The sequence below is a fragment of the Niveispirillum lacus genome (assembly GCF_002251795.1).
GTDB lineage: Bacteria > Pseudomonadota > Alphaproteobacteria > Azospirillales > Azospirillaceae > Niveispirillum > Niveispirillum lacus.
On record NZ_NOXU01000031.1, the window covers coordinates 557,462 to 579,464 of the forward strand.

Below are 22,003 nucleotides of genomic sequence, written 5' to 3' on the forward strand. Positions count from 1 at the left end.
TAGCGAGACTGATAGGTCGGATCGGAAAATACGATTTCGGCGATGTATTCGTCGCTGATATTGTTCTCTCACCAAAAAACATCAGACCGGCCAAAAGGCTGGCGGTTGGGGAGGATGCCGCATTGGCGGTCGTTGGCGCCACGGTTTGCGCCTTCATCACATATGGCTGACAGGGTCCGCTGTACGGACCCTTTGTATCCCCGCACCCGCCTGCCTGTTGCTGCTGTGTCCAAATCCGGCGCCACGTCCGGAGTTGCCCGAACCGTGCCCAGGTGCCGGGTGATGAACCATGGAGGAAGCCAGAATGCGTACCCCCCTGCTTTTGTCCACCGCGATACTTACGGCTGTTGCCGCCGTCCCGGTTCAGGCTCAATCCCCAGACACGGCTACGCTGGAAGAGATTGTTGTGACCGCGCAGCGCCGGTCGGAAAATCTGCAAAAGGTGGCGGTGGCGGTTTCTGCCGTCTCCGCTGATGATCTGGTGACGGCTGGTGTCACCGATACGGCAGGCCTGACCAAGCTGGTGCCAGCGCTGGTGGTGCAGCCGGGTGGCGGTTCCAATACCGGCTTCTATCTGCGCGGTGTCGGCACGCTGGGCCCTAATTCCTTTTCCGAAAATGCCATCGCCTTCAATTATGGCGGCGTTTACATCGGCCGTCCCACGGCGCCGGTAGGTACATTCTTCGATCTCCAGCGAGTGGAGGTGCTGAAGGGTCCGCAGGGCACATTATACGGCCGCAACGCCACCGGTGGTGCTGTCAATGTCATCCCCAATCGCCCCGATGCCAGTGGTACTGCCGGCGAGGCGGGGCTGGAGATTGGCAATTACAACCTGCGCAAGGCTACAGGCATGTTCAATGCGCCGGTCAGCGACACGCTGAGCCTGCGTGTGGCCGGGCAGGTGGTGGATCGTGATGGTTACATGTCCGACGGCTATGATGACGAGGAAGGCCAGGCTGCCCGCGCCTCATTGCTCTGGGAGCCCGATGACCGGTTGAGCCTGCTGTTATCGGGTGATTATTTCCATCAAGGCGGCAAGGGCACGGGCGGCGTTCTGGTGCCGGGTACCCTGACCCCGACGGCGCCGGCGGTGAAGGATCGGATTGGCGGATCAGAGGCCGTCAGCATTGCTGAACTGCGTACCCGTTTCCCGGCACTGATCAATTCCGGCCTTGTTGTCCCGCCCAGAAATGACGGCTTCAATGACAGCACCTTCTGGGGCGTGACCGCGACACTGGATTACCAGTTTGACGCTGGCACCCTGACCGTGCTGCCCGCCTATCGCGACAGCCGTCCGGACTTTGTATTCTACAGTGTGGGCTTCCAGGGTACGATCCAGGAAGTGTCGAAGCAGAGCTCTGTCGAGGTCCGCTTTGCGTCGGCCGAGGATAACCCGTTCCGTTATGTCGTCGGCGGCTTCTGGTTCCGCGACGAGGTGAATGCCTTCAACAATTTCTTCCAGGGCGGCCTGTCGACCACGACGTTCCGGCCAAACCAGGAAACGGTCAGCAAAGCGGTTTTCGGCCAGGGCACCTACGATCTGGCCCCGGCCTTGCGCCTGGTGGCCGGTGTCCGCTACACGCATGAAAACAAGCAGCAGACGACACCTGTGCGCCAGAGCAGTGCTGCCAATCCCAATCCGGCGTTCCTGATTGCCACCGGCGACGAGGATTTCAGCAGCGTAACGTGGAAGGGCGGCATTGAGTTTGATGCCGGTCCGCAATCCCTGCTCTATGCCAATGTCGCCACAGGTTTCAAGGCCGGTGGCTTCTATCCAGCGGTCGTCAAGAACAGCTTCGATCCCGAGGAACTGACAGCCTATACGATCGGATCGAAGAACCGCTTCCTGGATAACCGGTTGCAACTGAATGCCGAGGCGTTCTGGTGGGACTATAAGGACCAGCAGATCGGCTATATCGGCCCGGTCGAAGTCCGGCCGGGCGTCTATGGCCAGGCAGCGGTGACGGCCAATGTCGGTCAGGCCCGCATGTACGGCATGGAGGTTGAGGCGCAGTTCCTGGCCACCCGGAATGATGAATTCGGCATCAACCTTCAATATATGGACACCAAGTATAAGAGCTTTGTCTACACCGCCATCTCGGCGGGCGGCGCGCCCTTGCCCAGCGGCTGCCGGGTTACGCCCAACAGTTCCCTGCCCGTGGCGGCGCCCGCCCGGTTGTTCACGGTCGATTGCTCCGGCAAGTCGGCGGTGAATGCGCCGAAATGGTCGCTGAACCTCAGCTACAGCCACACATTTGAACTGTCGGCCGATCTGGATCTGGTTCTGGGCGCACGCAGCCGCATCGAAAGCGGACGCTTCCTGTCCATTGACTACCGGCCAGAGCAGTATCAAGACGGTTACATGACGGCGGATGCCTGGCTGACCCTGGAAGCACCGGGCCAGGGCTGGTCAGTGACGGGTTATGTCAATAACCTGACGGATGAGGATGTCTATTCCACGTCCATCACACGGCCCATCCTGAATGTTGTCTATAACGGCCTGCGCCCGCCCCGTACCTACGGGCTGCGCGGATCGGTCAGCTTCTAAGCGGGGATGGGTATGGAACAGGGTGTGAAGGCGGGTTTTGCCCAGGGGTTGGCGCTGCTGTTGCCCGCCACCTCTGCCGTGATGGGTATTCTGCTGCTGGTGCCAGTGGCACCCCAGATGATGCAGGCCTTTGCCGATGTGCCGGGGGTTGAATTCCTGGTGCCGGTATTGTTGACCCTGCCGGGCCTGTGCATCGCCCTGTTCTCCCCCCTGGCGGGGATGCTGGGTGATCGGCTGGGGCGCAAGCGACTGCTGATCGGCGCCATGCTGGTCTATGGTTTGGCCGGCATGGTCCCGATGGTCCTGTCGGACATTTATCAGATCTTGGCCAGCCGGCTGGTGGTCGGGATTTGTGAGGCGCTGATCATGACACTCAGCACAACCTTGATCGGGGACCTGTTCACCGGGCAGGCACGAGAACGCTGGCTGTCATCGCAGACGGCGGTGGCGTCGGTCTCCGCCTTGGTGTTCCTGGCACTGGGCGGGCTTCTGGGGCGGGAGGGCTGGCAGGCACCGTTTGCCATCTATGGGCTGGCTTGGCCCATGGCACTGGGCGTGTTGCTGCTGGTCCGCGAACCGGCACGGGTGGAACGGCAGGTGCCTGGCTGGTCGGCCTTGCCAGGGCGGCATGTGTTGCTGACCTCGGTCACCACCGTCTTGGCGGCCATCCTGTTCTATACAATCCAGATCAATGTCAGCACCGTCCTGCCGGGCTTTGGTGTCACGGATCCGGCGAAGATTGGCTTGTTCTCCGCCATCGCCAGCATCGGCACGCCGTTGGGCAGCTTGATCTTCTGGACCGTGGCAAAGCGGGATGTGCGCCTGCTGCTGGGTGTGGAATTTGCGCTCATGGCGGCCGCCTTCCTGGCGATGGCACAGGCTCCTGACTCCACCTGGTTTATCGCGTCGGCCTTTGTCGGGCAGGTAGCGGCGGGCCTGCTGCTGCCCACGTTGCTGACCTGGGCCATGTCGGCTCTGGCGTTCGAGGTGCGGGGCCGGGGCATGGGCATCTGGCAATCCAGTTTTGCCATCGGACAGTTTCTGTCCGCCTTGGTCGTGCCTGCCCTGGCGGCGGCCACGGGCGGGACCATTGATGCCTTCCCGGTCATCGCTGCCGGAGCACTTGTGGTCGGGCTGTTGTCGCTGCTTCTGCTGTTCCGGTCGGGTTGGAGAGCGGCATGACCTCGTCCTTTCGCCGCATTGTCACCGGCCATGACGAACAGGGCTTGTCCGTCATCCGGACCATCGACACGCTGACCCCCTGCCTGATCGACACGGGAGATGCAGCCTTTCAACTGGTCTGGGCCACGCCTACCGTACCGGTGGATCTGAATGCCGGGACCGACGGCCTGCTGTCGGCAGGCAAGACGTTGCAGGGTGGTTCCGTGATCCGCATCGTCGATATGCTGCCGGGTCGGGCCTCCCCGCTGCACCGGTCCTGGTCCATCGATTACGGCATCATCCTGTCCGGCGATCTGGAACTGGAGTTGGATGACGGGTCGGTGACGGCGCTGTCGGTGGGTGATATCGTTGTCCAGCGGGCCACCAACCATCTGTGGCGAAACCCGTCGCCCGATCAGGTCTGCCGCATTGCTTTCATCCTGATCGAAGCCAAACCGGTGATGGTGGGCGGGCGTATCCTGCCCGAAATCCACCCCTGATCGTTGTCCTTAGTGACGGTCGCGCGCGTAGCGGATGCCCCGTTCCAGTCCCCGCAATTCCGCCAGCCCGCGCATGCGGCCCAGCAGTGAATAGCCGGGATTGGTCACCTTATGCAGATCGTCCAGCATCTGATGACCATGGTCTGGCCGCATCGGGATGCTGCGCGCCTGACTGTCCGCAACATCGCACAGGGCAGCAACGATGGCCGCCATGTTGGCATCGCCCTCCAGATGGGCGGCTTCATGGAACGACACGCCATCCGCTTCGCGCTGTACCGAGCGCAGATGCACAAAACCGATCCGGTCTCCCAGCCGGCGGACCATGCCCGGCAAATCATTATCCGGCCGGGCGCCGAACGAACCCGCGCAAAAGCACAGGCCGTTGGCTGCACTGGGTACTTGCTGGAACAGGTGCGTAACATCCGCTTCAGTGCTGACCACGCGGGGCAGACCGAAGATGGGGAAGGGTGGGTCGTCGGGATGGACGACCAACCGCACCCCGGCCGCCTCCGCCGCCGGACACACCGCTTCCAGGAAACGGACATGGTTTCGGCGCAGCGTCGCGGCGCTGATGTCACGGTAAGTGTTGATCGCGGCCAGGAACTGGGTCGATGTGAAACTTTCTTCACTGCCTGGCAGGCCGGCGATGATGGTTCGTTCCAGGCTGCGCCGTTCAGCCGCTGTCAGCCTCTCATACAGCCGCAGGGCCCGCGCCCGGACATCGTGCGCATAGTCCGCCGCCGCGCCCGGTCGTTGCAGAATATACTGGTCATAGGCGGCGACGGCGTCCCAATCAAACCGCAGCGCCAAGGCGCCGTCCGGCAGGGCAAAGGCCAGGTCGGTGCGGGTCCAGTCCAATAGCGGCATAAAATTGTATGTCACCACCCGGATGCCGCAATCTCCTAGATGGCGCAGGGTCTGACAGTAGCTGTCGATCAAGGCCGGCCAGTCGGGGCCAGCCTGCTTGATGCCTTCATGGACCGGAACGCTTTCCACCACCTCCCAGGTCAGGCCCGCTTGTTCGATCATCTGTTTGCGGGCCTGGATCGCATCGATTGTCCACACCGCCCCATTCGGCACTTCATGCAGGGCGGTCACGATGCCGGTGGCGCCGGCCTGCCGGATATCGACAAGGCGCACCGGATCGGTGGGACCGAACCAGCGCATCGTTTGGGTCATCAACATAGCCACGATCCTCGTCACCGTCCCGTTTCCAACCGGCCAAGCATGCCATCCGCTGCAATGCCAAGGGTGATCATCCATATGGCCAGTATCATGGATATTGGTCAGGCCAATAGGGCGAAACAACCCTGGGGCATGCTTATGTTAGCGGTAATAGCCTGTGAGACAGGATTTGTGCCAGCGGAATCGTCGGGGCAGCGGGGCTCAGCCCAGGCTTTGTTGCCGTACTTTTTATGCAGCCAATGCAGATATCGGCCTTTGATCGCTATTGGTAATGCCAGTGCGCGGCGATCGGATGCGGTGTTCAGGCAGCGATATGCTGAAGACCCAGTTGCAGGCTGCGGGCGATGCGATCAGCGGTGGCACGGATGGCTGCTGCATCCTGGGGGGACAACACGTCTTTCGCCGTCTCGTCCCACAGGTTCAGCCAAAGAGCGAAAAGGGCGGGCGTCAGTCGTGCACGGTGACGCAGGTGGGCAGCCATCGGGTTGCCCTTATACTGCCCGCTGGCCAGCATGACCGACGACCAGAAATCGGTCAGCAGGTTCAGGTGATGATCCCAATCGCCAATGGCGTCGTTAAAAATCGGTCCCAGTGCTGGGTCCTGGCGAACCTTGGCATAGAACCTCTCAACCAGATGGGCCAGTTGTCTCTCGTCCATGGCGTCACTCCCCGTTCGGACCCCAAGGATGAGCGCACCGGAAATAAGATGCAAATAGAATGCAGCTTATTCCCGGTGCGCAGATTGTCACGGGGCAGCGATGGGGGGATGGGCTGGCGGTCGCGTTCAGCCTGTATTCTTGTTCCGGCGCTTGGCCCGGTACATACCAGCATCAGCCCGACGGATCACATCCTCTTCCAGGTCCGCGCCGGTGAAGGGATGCGTACCGAAACTGCCGCGCAGGGGCAGGCGGTTCATCTGCCACTGGCAGGCAGTGGCGTTGAAGGTGGTCGACAGCGTCTCAGCGCGCGCAAGGCCTTGGGTCGGATCCGTATGGGTCAGCAACACGGCGAATTCGTCGCCCCCGAACCGGGCCACAATGTCATGGGCGCGGACATTGTCTCTTAAGGCGCGCGCTGACTGTCGCAGATACCAATCACCGCACAGGTGGCCATAGGTATCATTGATCTGCTTGAACCCGTCCAGATCGATGATCACCAGGACACCCCCCATACCTGTGCGCCGGACAGAGGCTAACTCACGCCGGAAAGCCTCAACAAAACCACGACGGTTCAACAGCCCGGTCAACTCGTCCGTCATGGACAGTGTTTCGAGATGTTCGATTCGTTCCTTCTGCTCTGCGATTTTTGCTTCCGCCTCCCGCAGGCGCATGATCGTGTCCTGCAACAGATACACATAGGTATCCGCATTGATCGACACCGGCCCCAGGTCGGGCGAGACGGTCCCTCCCAGACCGCCGACCACGGAGCGCGCCAGGGATTGCAGGCTGTTGACTGAACCTTGTGGTGCGGAGGGGGGCGTGGGGAAGGACAGGGCACGGTCCACACCCCTGGACATCGTCATGGGACGGGTCGGGACTGTATCGAACGGGCTCATGGTCTTCTCCCCCAAAGGGCTATTGCTCGTCGGGGAAACCAGCAATGAGCGTGCCACCGGGAAAGTTATTTAAAAACAGTGTGTTGTGTTGTTCTAGCCGGCACTGCTCCCCTGCCTGGCGGCAGTTCTTGCCGGGCGGGCGGACGCCGGTGGGGCAGATGCTGCCGCGCGGCAAAGCATGCCATCGTATGGTGCGAATGGCCGTTGCGGTGCGACGCCGGGCGGCGCAAGATAGGGTTTCTTTGCCACGATTCAGGCTTGTGCCCGCCGTGACCGTTTCTGCCCCTCTCCGCCGATCCACCCGCCGCGTTACCGCTTTTGCGCTGGCCCTGCTGCTGGGCGGGGCGAGCATCGTGCCGGCCCAGGCGCGGTCCGCCATCGATATCGCACCGCATAAGGCCACCTATCGGCTGACACTGGATCATGCACGGCTGCAAAGCGGTATCACGGATGTCAGTGGCCAGATGACCTTTTCCTGGAACGACGCCTGTGATGGTTGGACCATTGATCAGCGCTTCCAGGTCCGCTTCTCCTATGCCGAAGGGGAAGACATGAATCTGATCACCAATTATGCCACATGGGAGGCGAAGGACGGATCAGCCTATCGCTTTAATGTGCGCAAACTGGTCAATGGGGAAGTGGACGAGGAACTGTCTGGCGGGGCCACATTGGATGGACGCGACGGTGGCAATGTCCGCTATGACAAACCGGAAAGCCGGACCATGCCGTTGAAGGCGGGCACCATGTTTCCCACCGCCCACACGTTGCGTGTCCTCAAACAGGCGGGTTCGCAGGAAAACCTTTTCTCCGTGCCGGTGTTTGACGGGGCCGAGGCCGAGGGTGCCAGCCCGGTCAATACCATCGTCGGCAAGCTGCGGTCGCCAGCCGCCATGAAGGTCAAGGATGCCGATCTGCTGGCTGCAAAGGCCTGGCAGGTGTCGTTGGCCTTTTTCCCCATCAATCCGGGTGAGCCGCTGCCGGATTACGAGACCAACATGGTTTTGCAGGAAAACGGCGTGGTTCGGTCGATGTTGGTCGATTACGGCGATTTCCGCGTCTCCATGGAACTGGAAACGCTGGAAAAGGCCATCAAGCCACCCTGCTGACCAACGGCCTCAGGGTTCGCCCTTGAAAATGCCGATCACTGGCGGACCGCCCGCCACCTGACGGGCGCGGTACATGCCGGACGTATTGAAGGACCAGGCCAACTGACCGTCGGGCGTGACGGCGACAACACCGCCATCACCCCCCAATGCCGTCAGCCGCGTCTGGATCACGTCGTCGGCGGCCTGCTGCAATGACAGGCCCTTCAGTTCGACCAGATCACAGATGGCGCGGGCCACACCCAGGCGAATGAAATATTCACCGGTACCGGTGGCTGACACGGCACAGGATCGGTCATTGGCATAGGTGCCGGCGCCGATGATGGGCACATCGCCCACCCGACCCCACAGCTTGGCTGTGGTGCCGCCGGTCGAGGTGCCAGCCGCGACATGGCCGGCGCGGTCCAGCGCCACCACCCCAACAGTGCCATATTTGCGATCCTCGAACGGCATGTCGGCGGCGGCGACCGGTGAGGGTTCCGGCCCCACACCCGCCGGTCGTGCCGGGATGGGCAGCCCCCGTTCGGTCAAGGTCTTCTTCAGGGACTGCCAGCGCCGTTCGGTAAAGAACCACGCGGCATCGGCCTGCTCCACCCCTGCCTGCTGCCCAAACTTTTCCGCGCCGGCCCCGATCAGCATCACATGGGGAGATTTCTCCATCACTGCACGGGCCAGGGTGATGGGGTTTTTGGTTCCCGTGATGCCGGCAACGGCTCCGGCCTTCAACGTGGCGCCCTCCATGATCGCGGCGTCCAGTTCGTTACGGCCATCGGCGGTGAAGACCGCGCCCTTGCCAGCGTTGAACTGCGGATCATCCTCCAGTCCGGTAACCACGGCGACCACGGCATCAAGCGCGGTTCCGCCCGTGTCCAGCACAGCGCGGCCTCGGTCCAGCGCGGCCTGGAGGGCGGCACGATAGGCAGCCTCCGTCTCCGGACCCATGGTTTCCCGATCCATTACCCCGGCCCCGCCATGGATGGCCAGTGCCCAGGCGGGGCGGGCGACCGGTTCTGTCGTTTGTGCGCGCGGTTGGCCAGCGCAGCCCGAAAGACCCAGCGCGGCCAGCAGCAGGGCAAGATGGACAGGGCGGGCCGGTCGCTTCATGGCGGGCTTCTCCTTCAAGCGGAACAGTCGGGTTGGGCGATCATTGGCCCAGCGTCAGGATGACCGGTGTATGGTCGGAGGCTTTTTCCTTGCCCCGCGGCCCCTTGTCGATCTCGCACGCCACAAGCCGGTCGGCGGCTTGCGGGGACAACAGGAAATGGTCGATGCGCAGGCCATTGTTTCGGGGCCAGGCACCGGCCTGATAGTCCCAGAAGCTGTAGGCGGGAATGAGGCCCGGATGCAGGGTGCGAAATGCCTCCGTGTAACCCAGCGCCAGGATCTCCTGGAACTTCAGTCGTGTTTCCTGCCGGAACAAGGCGTCGTCGCGCCAGCCGACGGGATCGTAAACATCCTCAGGCCCCGGAATGACATTGTAATCACCGCCCAGGACGACCGGCTGGCCGCCCCCCAACAAGTCCGCCGCGTGCTGACGCAGCCGATCCATCCAGCGCAGCTTGTAAGGGTATTTCTCGGTGTCCACCGGATTGCCATTGGGCAGATAAAGGCTGGCGATCCGCACGCCATTCACCGTGCCTTCAACATAACGGGCCTGCTCATCCTCCGGCTCGCCCGGCAAGCGCGTGATCAGGTCACTGACCGGCATTTTCGACAGGATGGCGACACCGTTATAGGCCTTTTGGCCCACGGCATGGACCTGGTAGCCCAGTTCTTCAAACGCTGCTGCCGGAAAGGCGGCCGTTTCACACTTGATCTCCTGGAACAGCACCACGTCGGGTGCGGCCTCAATCAGCCATTGCGTGGTGTTAGGCAGGCGGGCCTTGGCGGAATTCACGTTCCAGGTGGCGATCTTCACGATGCTGCTGCCTTATCCGTTGAGCTGCCGGACGGGGTCGTGCCCGGCGGTGGCAGCCGATGGGCGACCACCGGTCAGGGTGACTAAACCGAAAATGAGGTGCCGCAGCCGCATGAGGACGCGGCGTTGGGATTGATGACCTTGAAATAGCTGCCCATCAGATCCTCGACGAAATCCAACTCGGCCCCGGCCAGCAGGTCGAGAGAGACATCGTCGACAACAAGTTTGGCCGTATCCTTGGCAAAGACGTGGTCATCATCGTTGGTGACCGTGTCGAAGGTGAAACCGTACTGGAAACCCGAACAGCCGCCGCCAGAGACCGTCAGACGCAACATCTGGTCTGGATTGCCTTCCAACACCGCCAGCTTGGCGATGCGCCGGGCGGCACTGTCGGACAGGGTCATGGCGCGGGTGCTGGGCGGTGGGGTGCTGGTCTCGCCCGTGGTGGCCGATGGGATGGTCATTGAATGGTTCCTGCCTGCTAACGACTGGACAAACGCTTACACCCTATGTAAGCGGCGAAGGCGTGTCCGTCAAAGGCGGGCATGGCATGCGCTGGAGATACCGCGATGATGCGTTGGCAGTCCCTGTTGTCCCGCAAACGTCTGGCCAAGGACGGATTGGCACCGGAACTGCCCTATCGCAGCGCCTTTGAGATCGATATTGACCGTATCACCTTCTCCACCAGCTTCCGACGCCTGTCGGACAAGCAGCAGGTGCATGGCATCGGGGGGTCGGATTATGTGCGCTCCCGTCTGACCCATTCGATGGAGGCCGCCCGTGTTGGACGGTCGCTGGGCAGTTGGGCCGGTGCAGAGATCATCCAGCGCTATGGGCAGGATGCCGTCCCGGCCAGTGCCGCCGATATTGGCGATGTCGTGGCGGCGGGCGCCCTGGCCCATGATCTGGGAACGCCCTGCTTTGCCCATACCGGGGAGGATGTGATTTCGGACTGGTTCGCGGGCACCGCGCTGGGCCGCGAAATCCTGTCGGGTGTCGATGGGCAACAGGCGGCCGAATTGTCGAATTTCGAGGGCAATGCCCAGGGCTTCCGCGTCCTGTCCCGGCTTCAGGGCTGGCGCGCCCAGGGCGGGCTGCAGCTGACGGCGGCCACACTGGGTACCTATGGCAAATATCCCTGGGCCGCCCCGGCCTTCCCCGGCGAAGAACGGCCCCATAAGCGCAAATATGGATTTCTGGGCAGCGAAACGGATCTGATGGCAGAGGTGGCGGGTCAACTAGGCCTGATCCCCACGGGGCGCGACGCCTGGTGCCGCCATCCGCTGGCCTATCTGGTGGAGGCGGCGGACGATGCCTGTTACTCCGTTGTGGATATCGAGGATGCGGTGAAGATGCGCATGCTATCCTTCGCCGATGCAGAGGAACTGTTGGAACCGCTGATTGATTGGGACCGGGCGGAGTATGAGGGGATCGAGGATGAGGATCGCCGCCTGATCTATCTGCGCGCCCGCGCCATTGACCGGTTGGTCACCGATGCCGCTGCCGCCTTCCTGGACAAGCTGCCCGACATTATGGACGGCAAGCCGGTGGGGCCGTTGCTGAAGATGATTGAGCGGACCGATGCGCTGAAAGAAATCTCCGACGTCTCCTACACCCAGATTTACCGCGGGCAGCAACGCTGCGAGACCGATATCGTCGCTGCCCGCACCGTCACCACCCTGCTGGATGCCTATGGCGAGGCCTTGCTGACGCGGGAGAAGGCGGGTCCGGGCGGAGAGCTGCCCCGGCGTTTTGCGTCGCTGCTGGAAACTGTGCCCGGCATCCGGCAAATCCCCTATGACCGCGCCGGCTGGACGCGGTCCTTGATGGACTACATCGCCGGCATGACCGACCGTTTCGCCATCCGGCAGGCGCAGTTGATCGCGGGGTGAGGGGGTTACAATAGCCCTTCGATCGCTGCCTTCAGCGCCTCGGGCTTCGTGGTCGGGCCGTACCGTCCAACCACCTTGCCCGACCGGTCCGCCAGGAACTTCGTGAAGTTCCATTTGATCCGGCTGCTACCCAGGAAACCCCGCTTTTCCTTGGTGATCCACTGATAAAGCGGGTGGGCATTGTCGCCATTGACGTCGATCTTGGCGAACATCGGGAAGGTGACGTCATAGGTGAGCGAGCAGAAATTGGCGATTTCCGCCGCGTCACCCGGTTCCTGCTTGCCGAACTGGTTGCAGGGGAAGCCCAAGACCACCAAACCGCGCGCTGCATAATCCCGGTGTAACGCCTCCAGCCCCTGATATTGATAGGTGAAACCGCATTTCGACGCGGTATTCACAATCAGCATGACCTTGCCGCGCCAGTCACCCAGGGACACATTTTTGCCGTCAAGCGTTCTGGCGCTGAAGTCATAGAGGCTGGTCATCGACACACTCCTGTTGATCCGTGCGCGATGATGCGACGGGGCGGGGTCGGTTGGCAATGTGGGGCGGGGATGGAATTCGATCTTTTCTTAGGCATCGACTGGACCGGGGCACAGCCGGCCCGCGCCGTGGCCGTGGCCGCCTGTGACAAGGCTGGCCTTGTCCGCCCGGTCTGGCCCTGTGATCGTTATTGGCGCCGGCAGAAGGTGGCCGACTGGATCGCCGCCGAAATTGCGTCGGGCCGCCGCATCCTGGCCGGGTTCGATTTTGGATTCGCCATGCCCTGGGTGGAGGGGGTGGGCTATCTGGATGGCCGCGTGCCGGATGTCACCGACATGTTCGCCCTGTGGGATCTGGTGGATCAGGCCAGCGGCGACGGGGACGATGATTTCGCCGGTGCCGCCGTACACGACCCACGCCTGTTCCCCAGTTTCTGGATTAATGGCCCGACGCCCGCCCATTGGGGCGATGGCGCCACCAAGCGGCGGCGGGTGGAGGTGGTGGCGGCAGAGACGGGGGCCGGCACGCCTGTGTCGCTGTTCAAGCTGGCCGCGGCGGCCAAGCAGGTGGGCAAGGCCTCGCTGGCGGGCATGCGCACCTTGAAGCGGCTGCGCACCCTGACCGGGGACAGGCTGGCGGTGTGGCCGGCCGAACAGCCAGCGCCGGGGCAAAGTGCGGTGGTGGAAATCTACCCCACCCTGTTTCGCAAACAGGCGCTGGGCGGGGTGCGTAAAATCACGGGTCGGGCAGCCATGGCCAACGCTGTGGCGCATTTCGACTGTACCTTGTCGCCGGATCTGCCGGAACAGTTTGACGATCATATCGGCGATGCCATCATCACGGCGGCGGGGCTGTCGCGGCTGGCGGGACAGGCATCGGCCTGGACGCCGGTGGGGATGACGCCCGACATCGCCCGGCGCGAGGGCTGGATTTTCGGGGTCGGCGCATGAAGATGGTGTTCTATGTCGCAATCGGTGGTGCGTTCGGCTCCGTGGCGCGGTATCTGACAGGGCTGTGGTTCGGTCGGCTGTTTGGTGTTGGCTTTCCCTGGGCGACGCTGACGGTGAATATCGTTGGTTCCTTCGTCATGGGATTGCTGGTCGCCCTGATGGCCCAGGCTTGGTCGCCCCCGGCGGAGGTTCGCGCCTTTCTGACGGTGGGCATCCTCGGCGGGTTCACGACCTTTTCCACCTTCTCCCTGGACGTGGCGATGATGCTCGAACGGGGGGAATTGGGTGGGGCGGCGGCCTATGTGCTGTCGTCCTTGATTATCGGCATCGGCGGGCTGTTCGCCGGGCTTTATCTGGTACGGATGGTGACGGCATGAACGATGCCGGTGAAGCGCGCGGTCCTGCAAAGATCGTAGAGACCAAACTGGTGGCCGAGGATGAGGCCGATATCCGCCTGGACCGCTGGTTCAAGCGGCATTACCCGCAGGTGGGCCATGGCGTGCTGCAAAAGCTGTTGCGCACGGGACAGGTGCGGGTGGATGGCAAGCGCGCCGACGCCAATACCCGCCTGATAACGGGCCAGACCGTCCGTATCCCGCCATTGCCCGACGTCGCCCCGGCACCGACAGAGGGGCATGAGGCGGCCGCAAAGCCCGCGAAGCCGCTGTTCAGTGACAAGGAAGTGGCAGCGTTGCGCGCGTGCGTCCTTTATCGCGATGCCGATGTTATCGTGTTGGACAAGCCGGCAGGCATGGCCGTGCAGGGCGGGACGGGGCAGGCCAAGCATCTGGACGCCATGCTGGACCTTTTAAAGTTCGATGCGCCGGGCCGGCCCAAACTGGTTCATCGGCTGGACAAGGATACCAGCGGTTGCCTGGTTCTGGCCCGTAACGCCTTTGCCGCCACACGCCTGACGGAGAGTTTCCGGGGCCGGGATGCGCGCAAGATCTACTGGGCCATCACGGTGGGCGTACCGGAACCGCACCAGGGCCGCATCGACCTGTCCATCGGCAAGGAGATGGCGGCGGGCGGCGAACGGATGATGGTCGATGAACGCAACGGCCAGCGCGCCCAATCCTACTACACCGTTCTGGAACATGCTCACCGCAAGGCGGCTTTTGTGGCCCTGTGGCCCCGCACGGGCCGCACGCATCAGTTGCGCGTCCATATGAATGCCATCGGCACGCCCATTCTGGGCGATGGTAAATATGCTGGGCAGAAGGCTTTCATTGATGGGGCGGACATGAAGCGGCAGATGCATCTGCATGCCCGCCGCATCATCATTCCGCATCCACGCGGTGGCACCATCGACGTAACCGCGCCCTTGCCGGAGCATATGAAAGGCGCCTGGGACTATTTCGGGTTCAGCGCCAATTTGAAGGAAGACCCTTTCCTGGCCCTGGATTGACGCTGCATCCGGATGGGTAGAACCGATCGGAACGGGGGAATGCCGCTGATATATGCCCGGTGATCGGTTCCGATCACGGGGACGGGATGGAAGGACCCCCGTCGCTCCTGCCGCCAGAGGGTTCCGGTATGACCCCGTGCTGCTCGCAGGCGGGTTCCCGCGCAACCACCTTCAGACGGCCGGCGGTAATTTTGGCCTTTGCCGCCTCGATCGCGCTGATCTGCTGTTCGGACAGGAAACGGTCAGCACCGGTGCGGACCCAGTCCACACCACCTTCGGCAATCCCCATCTCGATATTGCCCGGTTTCCAGGTGCCGTCGATCAACTCCCGCAGGGCGACCGTGACGGCGACGTCGATCCGTTTCACGGCGGTGGTGACGATATGGCCGGGGGCCAAGTCTTCCTGGTCACTGTCGACACCGATCCCGTATTTGCCGGCCTGGGCAGCGGCCAGCAGGGCATCACGGCTGGCAAGGCCGGCGGCGGGAAATATCACGTCAGCCCCCTCTGCCAGCATGTCGGAGGCCACATTGCGGGCCAGACGCCGGTCCCGGAATCCGTCCATGTTGGTGGTCATGTACCGGGCAAGCACTGGCATAGGGCGTGCCTGCTTGACGCCTTGAATAAAGCCGCAGCCGAACCGTTGCACCGGCGGTGTGGCAACAGCACCGATGAAACCCACCCGTGCCGCACGGCTGGCATAGGCAGCCGCCATCCCGGCCAGAAACCCCGCTTCCTGTTCGCGAAAGCGGATAGCCCGGACATTGCTCGCTGTCACATTGCCATCAATGATGGTGAAACGGGCATGCGGGTAACGCGGCGCCATTTCCTGCAATGCCTGTTCATGGATGAACCCAACCAGCACCAGGGTGGTGATCCCCCGTTCGACAAAGGCGCGGATGGCATCCGCACTGTCCTGCTGTTCAACTATGACCCGTTGGCGGAAATTCACCTTGTCCTGATATTCAAAGCGGCCGATGGCGCTGACCACCATCGAATTGAACACCCGGTCATCCTTCTGGCCACTATAGATAACGCCGAAATCGGTGACGGCCCGAGCGGGCGACACCAGAAGGCAGCAGGCCAGAAGGAAGAGGCACAGGACAGACCGCATGCTCCGGTGGGCGTTTCCTGGGTAATCGCGCCAAAGGCTATGGGGCAATAGTTGACATTTCGACATTGGTCGCGGCCGTCATTGATCCGGTTCTGCCGACTGGCATGCGCCACATGCCTTGCTGCCTATCGACTCCGATATCAACAGGGAGTAGCACAGACGCTTCGGAAGCGCTCAGTGCATACGGATAGATGTCGTTGAAACTCGCCCTGTTTGATTGTGACGGCACGCTGGTGGATAGTCAGCACGCCATTGTGGCTGCCATGGAAGCCGGTTTCGCGGATCAGGGTCTGCCGCCGCCTGCGGCCCGTGATGTGCGGCGCGTGGTTGGGTTGCCCCTGGTCGATGCGGTGGCGCGGCTGGCGCCGACCTTGTCCGTGACGACGCACGAGGCGATCTCTGAAGCCTACAAGGCAGCCTTTTATCGCAACCGTCTGGCCGGTACCCATTCGGAACCATTGTTTGACGGTGTGGTTGCCGCGCTGGATGCGCTGGAAGCGGCGGGTTTCCTGCTTGGCATTGCCACTGGCAAAAGCCGTCGCGGATTGGACGCCACCTTGGCCCATCATGGGCTGGCCCACCGTTTCGTCACCCTGCAGACCAGCGACCGGGTCGCCGGTAAGCCCAGCCCCGACATGGTTTTTGCGGCCCTGGCCGAAAGCGGGGCGGATGCCGCAGGCACAGTGGTGATCGGTGATACCAGTTTCGATATCCTGATGGCCCGGAATGCCCGTGTCAGGTCCATCGGGGTTGCCTGGGGCTATCATGACGGTGCGGAATTGCTGGCGGCCGGTGCCGACCTTCTGGTGCAGGAATATGCTGCCCTTCCCGACGCGGTGAGGGGCCTGCTGGTCAGGGATTGAGATGATGAAGCGCTTTTACAAAACAGTGGAAACGGCGGCAGCAGAGGGGGGCTTTACCCTGACCCTGGATGGCAAACCAGTCTGTACGCCCGCCAAATTGCCACTGATTGTGCCCACCCAGGCGCTGGCTGATGCGATGGCCGCCGAATGGGCCGCGCAAGGGGACGAGGTAAAGCCCGCCACCATGCCGCTCACGCAATTGGCCAGTACCAGTATCGATGGCGTGCGTGACCGGCTGGATGCCGTGGCCGAAGCCTCTGCCGTCTATGGCGAAAGTGAACTGGTCTGCTATCGTGCGGTCGAGCCCGATGAACTGATTCAGCGGCAGGCGTCCTTGTGGAACCCGCTGCTGGACTGGGCAGCCCGTCGCTATGATGCGCATCTGCTGGTCACCAGCGGGATTATGCACAAGCCGCAACCGGCCGACGCCTTGAAGGCGCTGCGCGCAGCGGTGGACCAGTTGGATGAATGGCATTTGACTGCCCTGCAGAATGCGATCGGCATCACCGGATCCCTCCTGGTGTCCCTGGCCTTGGTGGACCGCCATGTTTCGGCCGAGCAGGCCTTCGAACTGGCGCAGTTGGACGAGAATTATCAGATCGAAAAATGGGGCGAGGATTGGGAAGCGGCCGACCGTCGGGCGGTGCAGCGCGCCGATCTGGCACACACCGTCCGGTTCCTGGATCTGTTGCGCTGAAGCATAGATTGCTGCACTGCGCAAAAGGATGGGTAATATTTCCAGTCTGTCCAGAACCTGTTACAAGCACTTTTGAACAAAATACATTCGGTTTCTGGGGGGATTGGTTAGGATGGTGAATGATATTGGCCGTGTGGCATTGGCGCGTTTGGGCAATGTTGCAGATGCTGCTGTGAATGCTTTGCAGCGGCGGCTGGATGTTGACGGGTTGACTGCCGTTGATCTGCGCGCGCTGATCGAAGGTCGTTTGGACGCCGGCAAGCGCCAGCAACTGGCCGCTGCCTTCCACGCGTCCGGCAGGCCGGTGGCGGTTGCCGCTGCCGCCTTTGCCAGCACCCAGGCTGAATTGTCGGCGGCGCTGGTCGCGGCTTCCCGCTGGAGACATGCTGCTGCGGTGGAAGGCGTTCGGGCGTTGGGGGGCATGCTGTCCGATGCGGTGGCCGCCTTGCTGGAACCGGGTACGGTGGGCGGCGCTGGCCCGACTGCTGACAGCAAAGGCACGACCACCTTCATTGCCAATCTTATGGATCGCACTGTTGATGTGGCGACCGCCATCAATGATGCCTCGATCGCCAATGCGGAGATGGTTGGACAGTTACGGGCTGTCGACAGTCAGGCCCAGGCCATCGCGGCGGCAACCGAGGAAACTGTGGCCGGCGTCAACGAGATTTCGGCCCGAAGCCAGGATGTGGCCCGTTTGGCCGCTGAAGCCCATGATGTCGCCGAGGGCGGGCGTGAAGCGGTGGCCCAGGCGGTTCGTGGCATGGATGCCATCGCCAATGCCGTGGCGCAGAGCGCCGCACGAGTGTCCGAACTGTCAGAAGCCTCCGACCGTATCCAGGATATCCTGGCCAGTATCGAGGCCATTGCCGCCCAGACCAACCTCCTGGCCTTGAATGCCACCATTGAGGCGGCGCGGGCCGGTGAAGCCGGAAAGGGTTTTGCCGTTGTCGCCTCGGAGGTGAAAAGCCTGGCCAACCAAACGGCTAAGGCCACCGAAGATATCCGCGCCCGGCTGGCGCATCTGCGTGCTGAAATGGGCACCATTGTCGGGGCGATGCAGCAGGGGACCCGTGCAGTGTCTGTGGGGCAGCAGCAGATGCGCGAGGTGTCCGCCCGTATCGACGACGTCTCTGACCGTGTCGACACTACCACAGAACGGATGGCCGAGATTGCGGCGATCCTGCGCCAGCAGACGGAGGCTGCACAGGAAGTGGCCCGGGGCGTCACCGACATTGCCAGCCGTGCTGCTCGTAACAGCGTGTCCATTATGCGCAATGTGGACGCCACCAAGGGCGTGGAATCGCTGCTCGGCAAGCAGTTGTCCGACCTGATGAAGCAGGATATCCCCAACAAGATCGTGAAGATCGCCAAGGTTGACCACATCATGTGGAAGAAACGACTGGCCGATATGGTTGTGGGATTGCAGACCCTGAAGGCCGAAGAACTGGCCCGTCATGATAGCTGCCGGCTGGGCAAATGGTATTATGGTGCCGGCTCGATGCCTTTCCGCAGCCACCCGGCCTTTGTCGCCCTGGAAGCCCCGCACCGTTCGGTGCATGAACATGGCATCCGCGCAGTGGAACTGTTCAATGCCGGCAACCTGGATGGGGCCATGGAAGAAATTGCCCAGGTGGAAGAGGCATCGGAACGGGTTGTGGCCCAATTGGATCGGTTGCAGCACGCACCGGCCCAGGCAACACAGCCACAGGCATCCGGTTTTTGACCCCGAACCAGGGCAATGTCACCTGCCCCCCCGCAGATCCAGCACATAGGCCAATGTTACGCCAAGCCGTTCGACCCTGACGATTTCCGGACCCGCCGGGACAGGGCCGCAAGTGCTGCGCTTAAAGGCGATGTAGAAATCGGCCTCCCCTTGGCCATCGGCGGGGGCCTTCCAGGTGGGGGGCAGAAAGTGCAGGGCGCTGTCATGGGGGCCGCAGATGCGGACCCGATAGGGGCGGGCGATGGCACCACTGCCTTCCTGTGCAACGATGCGGTTGCGTAGCCTTTCGGCTGCCTCCGACAAGGGGCTACCCCAGTAATCCAGCTCGAACTTTCCTTGCGCACCCCGTACGCCGCCGGTCAGCGCATTGTACCAGATGGCCTCATACGGGTGCAGGCGGGCCATGGTCAGTCCCTGCCAGCCTATCCATAGGCACAACAAGGCTGCCGCCACCCCTGCACCGTGTGAGAACCGCTCCCGAAAGGCCGGGGCGCCCAGCCGGGTCGCAAGCCGATCCAGCCCGATCCCGGCGGCAACAGATAAAGGCGGCAGCAGGAACAGCAGGTGGCGGATCCCGTCATACAGCACGGCGCCCGTGACGATCACGATCAGGGGCGGCAGCAGGATGGCAGCGGTAAGCCCCACCCGTTCCGGGGGCAGGGATAAAGGCGCGCGTGTCGCGGCACGTATGGCCATGACCAACGCTACAGCCAGCCCCAGCAGCGTCACCTCTGGCAGTTTCACCCCAAATGCCACCGGCACATACCACCAGGGCAGATCGGTGGTGCTCAGGATCTGGCCGGCGAAGGGGAAGTTGAAGGATAAAGGGAAATGGGAAAAGCCGGCCAGCGCCTCCAGCGGGCGTGTCAGCGGGTCCAACTGCGCCCAAGGCCAGCAGGCCAGCATAATCAACCACGCCAGAATGAATGAAGCCAGCAACCGCACCGCCGCGATACACGCGTCACGCAGGGCCGTCGCCGTGGGCACCGTACGCAGATGCAGGGTCAGCCAGTACAGACATGCAATGACCAGTGGGCCGATCAGGACCACCCCGCCGACCCGGATGCCCAGGGCCGCGCCAAATGCCAGCCCGAAAGCCGCCAGACTGCCCCAACGCTGATGGGGAAGGGCACGGATCAGCCTGATTTGCAGCAGGCCCATCCAGGCGGCGGCGGTGGCAAAGGGCACATCCTTGGGGTTGGCGAACGCCTGCCCCAGCCATTCCGGTGTCAACAGCAGCAGCAGCACGGCCAAGGCTCCGGCACGGGGGCCGGCGAGCATCCGCGCCTGTGCCCGCACGGCCACCAGCCCCACGACGCCGACCAAACCGCCGATCAGGCGGCGCGACTCATAGACATCAAAGGGCAGTATGGCCCCGGCCGCCGCTGTCAGCGTGTCGTACAGGGCGCCGTACAGATACAGATTCTGAAAGTCCAGCACCCGCTGGTCCGCGCCCAAGGACAAGTACCAGTCCAGCGCCCGCCAGCCATTTTCAAGGTGCAGCGGTTCGTCCCAGGTGATGCCGTAATTCTTGAATGTGAAGGCCACAAAAAGCACGCTGATAGCCAGGGCCATCTGCGCGACACCATCCCAGAAGGACGATGTGGAGGCCGCGTCCGGTTGCGTGCCCATGGCGTGGGTCAGGTAAGGCCGCTGCTGCGCCGGTCGGGCAGGGCGGCTGGGGGGGCGGCGGCGGCATGACGATGGTCGGTGCGGCCATCCTCGACGGCGGTGCCGGTGGCAAAACCGACACTGTCGGCCACCAGGTACAGCGGCCGTCCTTTGACCTCCGTGAAGACCCGGCCCAGATAATCCCCCAGCACACCCAGGCAGATCAACTGCACCCCGCCCAGGAACAGGGTCGCCACCATCAGCGAAGCATAGCCCGGCAAATCCACGCCGAACAGCACAGTCTTCAGCACGATCACAGCACCATAGATCACGGCTATGGCCGCCACTGCCAGACCCAGCCAGGACCAAACCCGCAGCGGCAGGGTAGAGAAGGAGACAATGCCGTCCAGGGCGAACCGAAACAGTTTCCAGGTGCTGAAGGTTGTGGTGCCGGCATGGCGTGGTGCCGTCTCGAACGGCAATGCCACCTGTCGAAATCCGACCCAGCTATACAATCCTTTCATGAAACGTGTGCGTTCCGCCATCAGGTTCAGCGCATCAACCACGGCACGATCCATCAGGCGGAAATCGCCGGCATCGCGGGGCAGGGGCACTTCCGACATGCTGTCCAGCATGCGGTAGAAACGACGGGTCAGAAAGCGACGCAGCGGTGGGTCGGTATCGCGCGAGCGGCGCACGCCATAGACCACCTGCGCGCCGGCTTGCCATTGGGCATAGAATTCTTCGATGACTTCCGGCGGATGTTGCAGGTCGCTGTCCATCAGGACCACGGCGCGGCCGCTGGCATGGCGTAACCCCGCCGTCATCGCCATCTCTTTGCCGAAGTTTCGGCTGAACCGTACCAACCGAATACGCGGATTGTTGGTATGGGCAGCGACCAGCCGGGGCCAAGTATCGTCACGCGACCCATCATCGACGCACACAACCTCATACGGTACGCCCAGACGCTCCAATACTGGTTGCAGGCGAGCGAACAGCGCGTCGATATTCTCCGCCTCATTATGCATAGGCAGCACCACGGACAGCACCGTGGCCTCATTCAAGGGGCGCAGAGGCGTGGGGTGCCGGGAAGGGTCGTGGGTGGGCGACGACATGACGTGTCCTTGGACGGGCGCGTGACAGGGTGGATGGCGCTGGCCGCCGGCTCTGTCGCTTCACCGCCGACACTAAGCCTTTGCCCTATGGGCCGCCACCCAACCGGACGGTTAGGCCCATACCGGTCATGTGGGTGCCCACCATGGTTCACCTGCCCGGTCGATATAGCGTAT

At 62.7% G+C, this 22,003-nt stretch carries 21 protein-coding genes; 11 read left to right on the top strand and 10 right to left on the bottom strand.

Going from position 1 to position 22,003, the window contains the following annotated elements:
- Window positions 1-304 precede the first annotated feature (304 nt).
- From CHU95_RS18420 to CHU95_RS18430, 3 genes are read left to right on the top strand one after another with little or no spacing between them, the layout of a single operon-like run.
- Window positions 305-2,548 (top strand): TonB-dependent receptor, encoded by a 2,244-nt coding sequence (locus CHU95_RS18420; RefSeq protein ID WP_207762539.1) that lies wholly within the window; start codon window positions 305-307, stop codon window positions 2,546-2,548.
- Between the two features lie 12 nt (window positions 2,549-2,560).
- On the top strand, window positions 2,561-3,730 hold the full coding sequence (locus CHU95_RS18425; RefSeq protein ID WP_165772253.1) for an MFS transporter: 1,170 nt from the start codon (window positions 2,561-2,563) through the stop codon (window positions 3,728-3,730).
- Entirely contained in the window at window positions 3,727-4,209 is a 483-nt protein-coding gene (locus CHU95_RS18430) for a cupin domain-containing protein (RefSeq protein ID WP_094457772.1), read from the top strand. Before CHU95_RS18425 ends, CHU95_RS18430 begins: the two co-directional genes overlap by 4 nt.
- 9 nt (window positions 4,210-4,218) lie before the next feature.
- Here CHU95_RS18430 and uxuA read toward each other — a convergent pair whose 3' ends face one another.
- The 3 genes from uxuA to CHU95_RS18445 form a co-directional block, all read right to left on the bottom strand.
- Window positions 4,219-5,394, bottom strand: a complete 1,176-nt coding sequence (gene uxuA, locus CHU95_RS18435) for a mannonate dehydratase (protein ID WP_094457773.1) — start codon at window positions 5,392-5,394, stop codon at window positions 4,219-4,221.
- Window positions 5,395-5,695: 301 nt separating this feature from the next.
- The gene (locus CHU95_RS18440) at window positions 5,696-6,052 is read right to left on the bottom strand and encodes a group III truncated hemoglobin (RefSeq protein ID WP_094457774.1); all 357 of its coding nucleotides are present in this window, start codon (window positions 6,050-6,052) and stop codon (window positions 5,696-5,698) included.
- 126 nt (window positions 6,053-6,178) lie between these two features.
- Entirely contained in the window at window positions 6,179-6,949 is a 771-nt protein-coding gene (locus CHU95_RS18445; RefSeq protein ID WP_245838387.1) for a GGDEF domain-containing protein, read from the bottom strand.
- Window positions 6,950-7,218: 269 nt separating this feature from the next.
- Here CHU95_RS18445 and CHU95_RS18450 point away from each other — a divergent pair, with 269 nt between their 5' ends.
- Complete coding sequence (locus CHU95_RS18450; RefSeq protein ID WP_165772254.1) at window positions 7,219-8,055, top strand: cell envelope integrity EipB family protein; 837 nt, start codon at window positions 7,219-7,221, stop codon at window positions 8,053-8,055.
- Window positions 8,056-8,064: 9 nt separating this feature from the next.
- On the opposite strand, the gene CHU95_RS18455 is transcribed toward CHU95_RS18450, so the two are convergent.
- From CHU95_RS18455 to erpA, 3 genes are all read right to left on the bottom strand, one after another.
- Window positions 8,065-9,156: an isoaspartyl peptidase/L-asparaginase family protein gene (locus CHU95_RS18455; RefSeq protein WP_094457776.1), complete on the bottom strand. Its 1,092-nt coding sequence runs from the start codon at window positions 9,154-9,156 to the stop codon at window positions 8,065-8,067.
- A 40-nt stretch (window positions 9,157-9,196) separates the two neighbouring features.
- Window positions 9,197-9,970 (bottom strand): exodeoxyribonuclease III, encoded by a 774-nt coding sequence (xth, locus tag CHU95_RS18460; protein WP_094457777.1) that lies wholly within the window; start codon window positions 9,968-9,970, stop codon window positions 9,197-9,199.
- An 83-nt stretch (window positions 9,971-10,053) separates the two neighbouring features.
- Window positions 10,054-10,434 carry an iron-sulfur cluster insertion protein ErpA gene (gene erpA / locus CHU95_RS18465; RefSeq protein WP_094457778.1) on the bottom strand — a complete coding sequence of 127 codons (381 nt, stop codon included), beginning with the start codon at window positions 10,432-10,434 and terminating at the stop codon, window positions 10,054-10,056.
- Between the two features lie 105 nt (window positions 10,435-10,539).
- Here erpA and dgt point away from each other — a divergent pair, with 105 nt between their 5' ends.
- Complete coding sequence (dgt, locus tag CHU95_RS18470) at window positions 10,540-11,862, top strand: dGTP triphosphohydrolase (protein WP_094457779.1); 1,323 nt, start codon at window positions 10,540-10,542, stop codon at window positions 11,860-11,862.
- A gap of 5 nt (window positions 11,863-11,867) precedes the next feature.
- On the opposite strand, the gene CHU95_RS18475 is transcribed toward dgt, so the two are convergent.
- On the bottom strand, window positions 11,868-12,347 hold the full coding sequence (locus tag CHU95_RS18475) for a glutathione peroxidase (protein ID WP_094457780.1): 480 nt from the start codon (window positions 12,345-12,347) through the stop codon (window positions 11,868-11,870).
- 69 nt (window positions 12,348-12,416) lie between these two features.
- Between CHU95_RS18475 and CHU95_RS18480 the strand changes: the two genes are divergently transcribed.
- From CHU95_RS18480 to CHU95_RS18490, 3 genes are read left to right on the top strand one after another with little or no spacing between them, the layout of a single operon-like run.
- Window positions 12,417-13,295 carry a hypothetical protein gene (locus CHU95_RS18480; RefSeq protein ID WP_094457781.1) on the top strand — a complete coding sequence of 293 codons (879 nt, stop codon included), beginning with the start codon at window positions 12,417-12,419 and terminating at the stop codon, window positions 13,293-13,295.
- Window positions 13,292-13,672: a fluoride efflux transporter CrcB gene (gene crcB / locus CHU95_RS18485; RefSeq protein WP_094457782.1), complete on the top strand. Its 381-nt coding sequence runs from the start codon at window positions 13,292-13,294 to the stop codon at window positions 13,670-13,672. Before CHU95_RS18480 ends, crcB begins: the two co-directional genes overlap by 4 nt.
- A complete protein-coding gene (locus tag CHU95_RS18490) occupies window positions 13,669-14,703 on the top strand; it encodes an RluA family pseudouridine synthase (RefSeq protein ID WP_094457783.1) in 1,035 nt (344 codons plus the stop codon). The genes crcB and CHU95_RS18490 overlap by 4 nt, the downstream gene beginning before the upstream one ends.
- 73 nt (window positions 14,704-14,776) lie before the next feature.
- Here the strand turns inward: CHU95_RS18490 and CHU95_RS18495 are convergent, their stop codons facing one another.
- Window positions 14,777-15,817 carry a BMP family ABC transporter substrate-binding protein gene (locus CHU95_RS18495; protein WP_165772255.1) on the bottom strand — a complete coding sequence of 347 codons (1,041 nt, stop codon included), beginning with the start codon at window positions 15,815-15,817 and terminating at the stop codon, window positions 14,777-14,779.
- A gap of 191 nt (window positions 15,818-16,008) precedes the next feature.
- On the opposite strand from CHU95_RS18495, the gene CHU95_RS18500 reads away from it, so the two are divergent.
- The 3 genes from CHU95_RS18500 (at window position 16,009) to CHU95_RS18510 (ending at window position 19,103) form a co-directional block, all read left to right on the top strand.
- Entirely contained in the window at window positions 16,009-16,680 is a 672-nt protein-coding gene (locus CHU95_RS18500; protein ID WP_094457785.1) for an HAD-IA family hydrolase, read from the top strand.
- Between the two features lies 1 nt (window position 16,681).
- Window positions 16,682-17,377: an ATP12 family chaperone protein gene (locus tag CHU95_RS18505; protein WP_342744755.1), complete on the top strand. Its 696-nt coding sequence runs from the start codon at window positions 16,682-16,684 to the stop codon at window positions 17,375-17,377.
- A gap of 112 nt (window positions 17,378-17,489) precedes the next feature.
- The gene (locus CHU95_RS18510) at window positions 17,490-19,103 is read left to right on the top strand and encodes a methyl-accepting chemotaxis protein (protein ID WP_094457786.1); all 1,614 of its coding nucleotides are present in this window, start codon (window positions 17,490-17,492) and stop codon (window positions 19,101-19,103) included.
- Between the two features lie 18 nt (window positions 19,104-19,121).
- On the opposite strand, the gene CHU95_RS18515 is transcribed toward CHU95_RS18510, so the two are convergent.
- Together CHU95_RS18515 and CHU95_RS18520 are read right to left on the bottom strand one after the other, a co-directional pair.
- Window positions 19,122-20,735, bottom strand: coding sequence for a glycosyltransferase family 39 protein (locus CHU95_RS18515; protein ID WP_094457787.1), 1,614 nt, complete (start codon window positions 20,733-20,735; stop codon window positions 19,122-19,124).
- Between the two features lie 8 nt (window positions 20,736-20,743).
- A complete protein-coding gene (locus tag CHU95_RS18520; protein ID WP_094457788.1) occupies window positions 20,744-21,829 on the bottom strand; it encodes a glycosyltransferase family 2 protein in 1,086 nt (361 codons plus the stop codon).
- Window positions 21,830-22,003 lie beyond the last annotated feature (174 nt).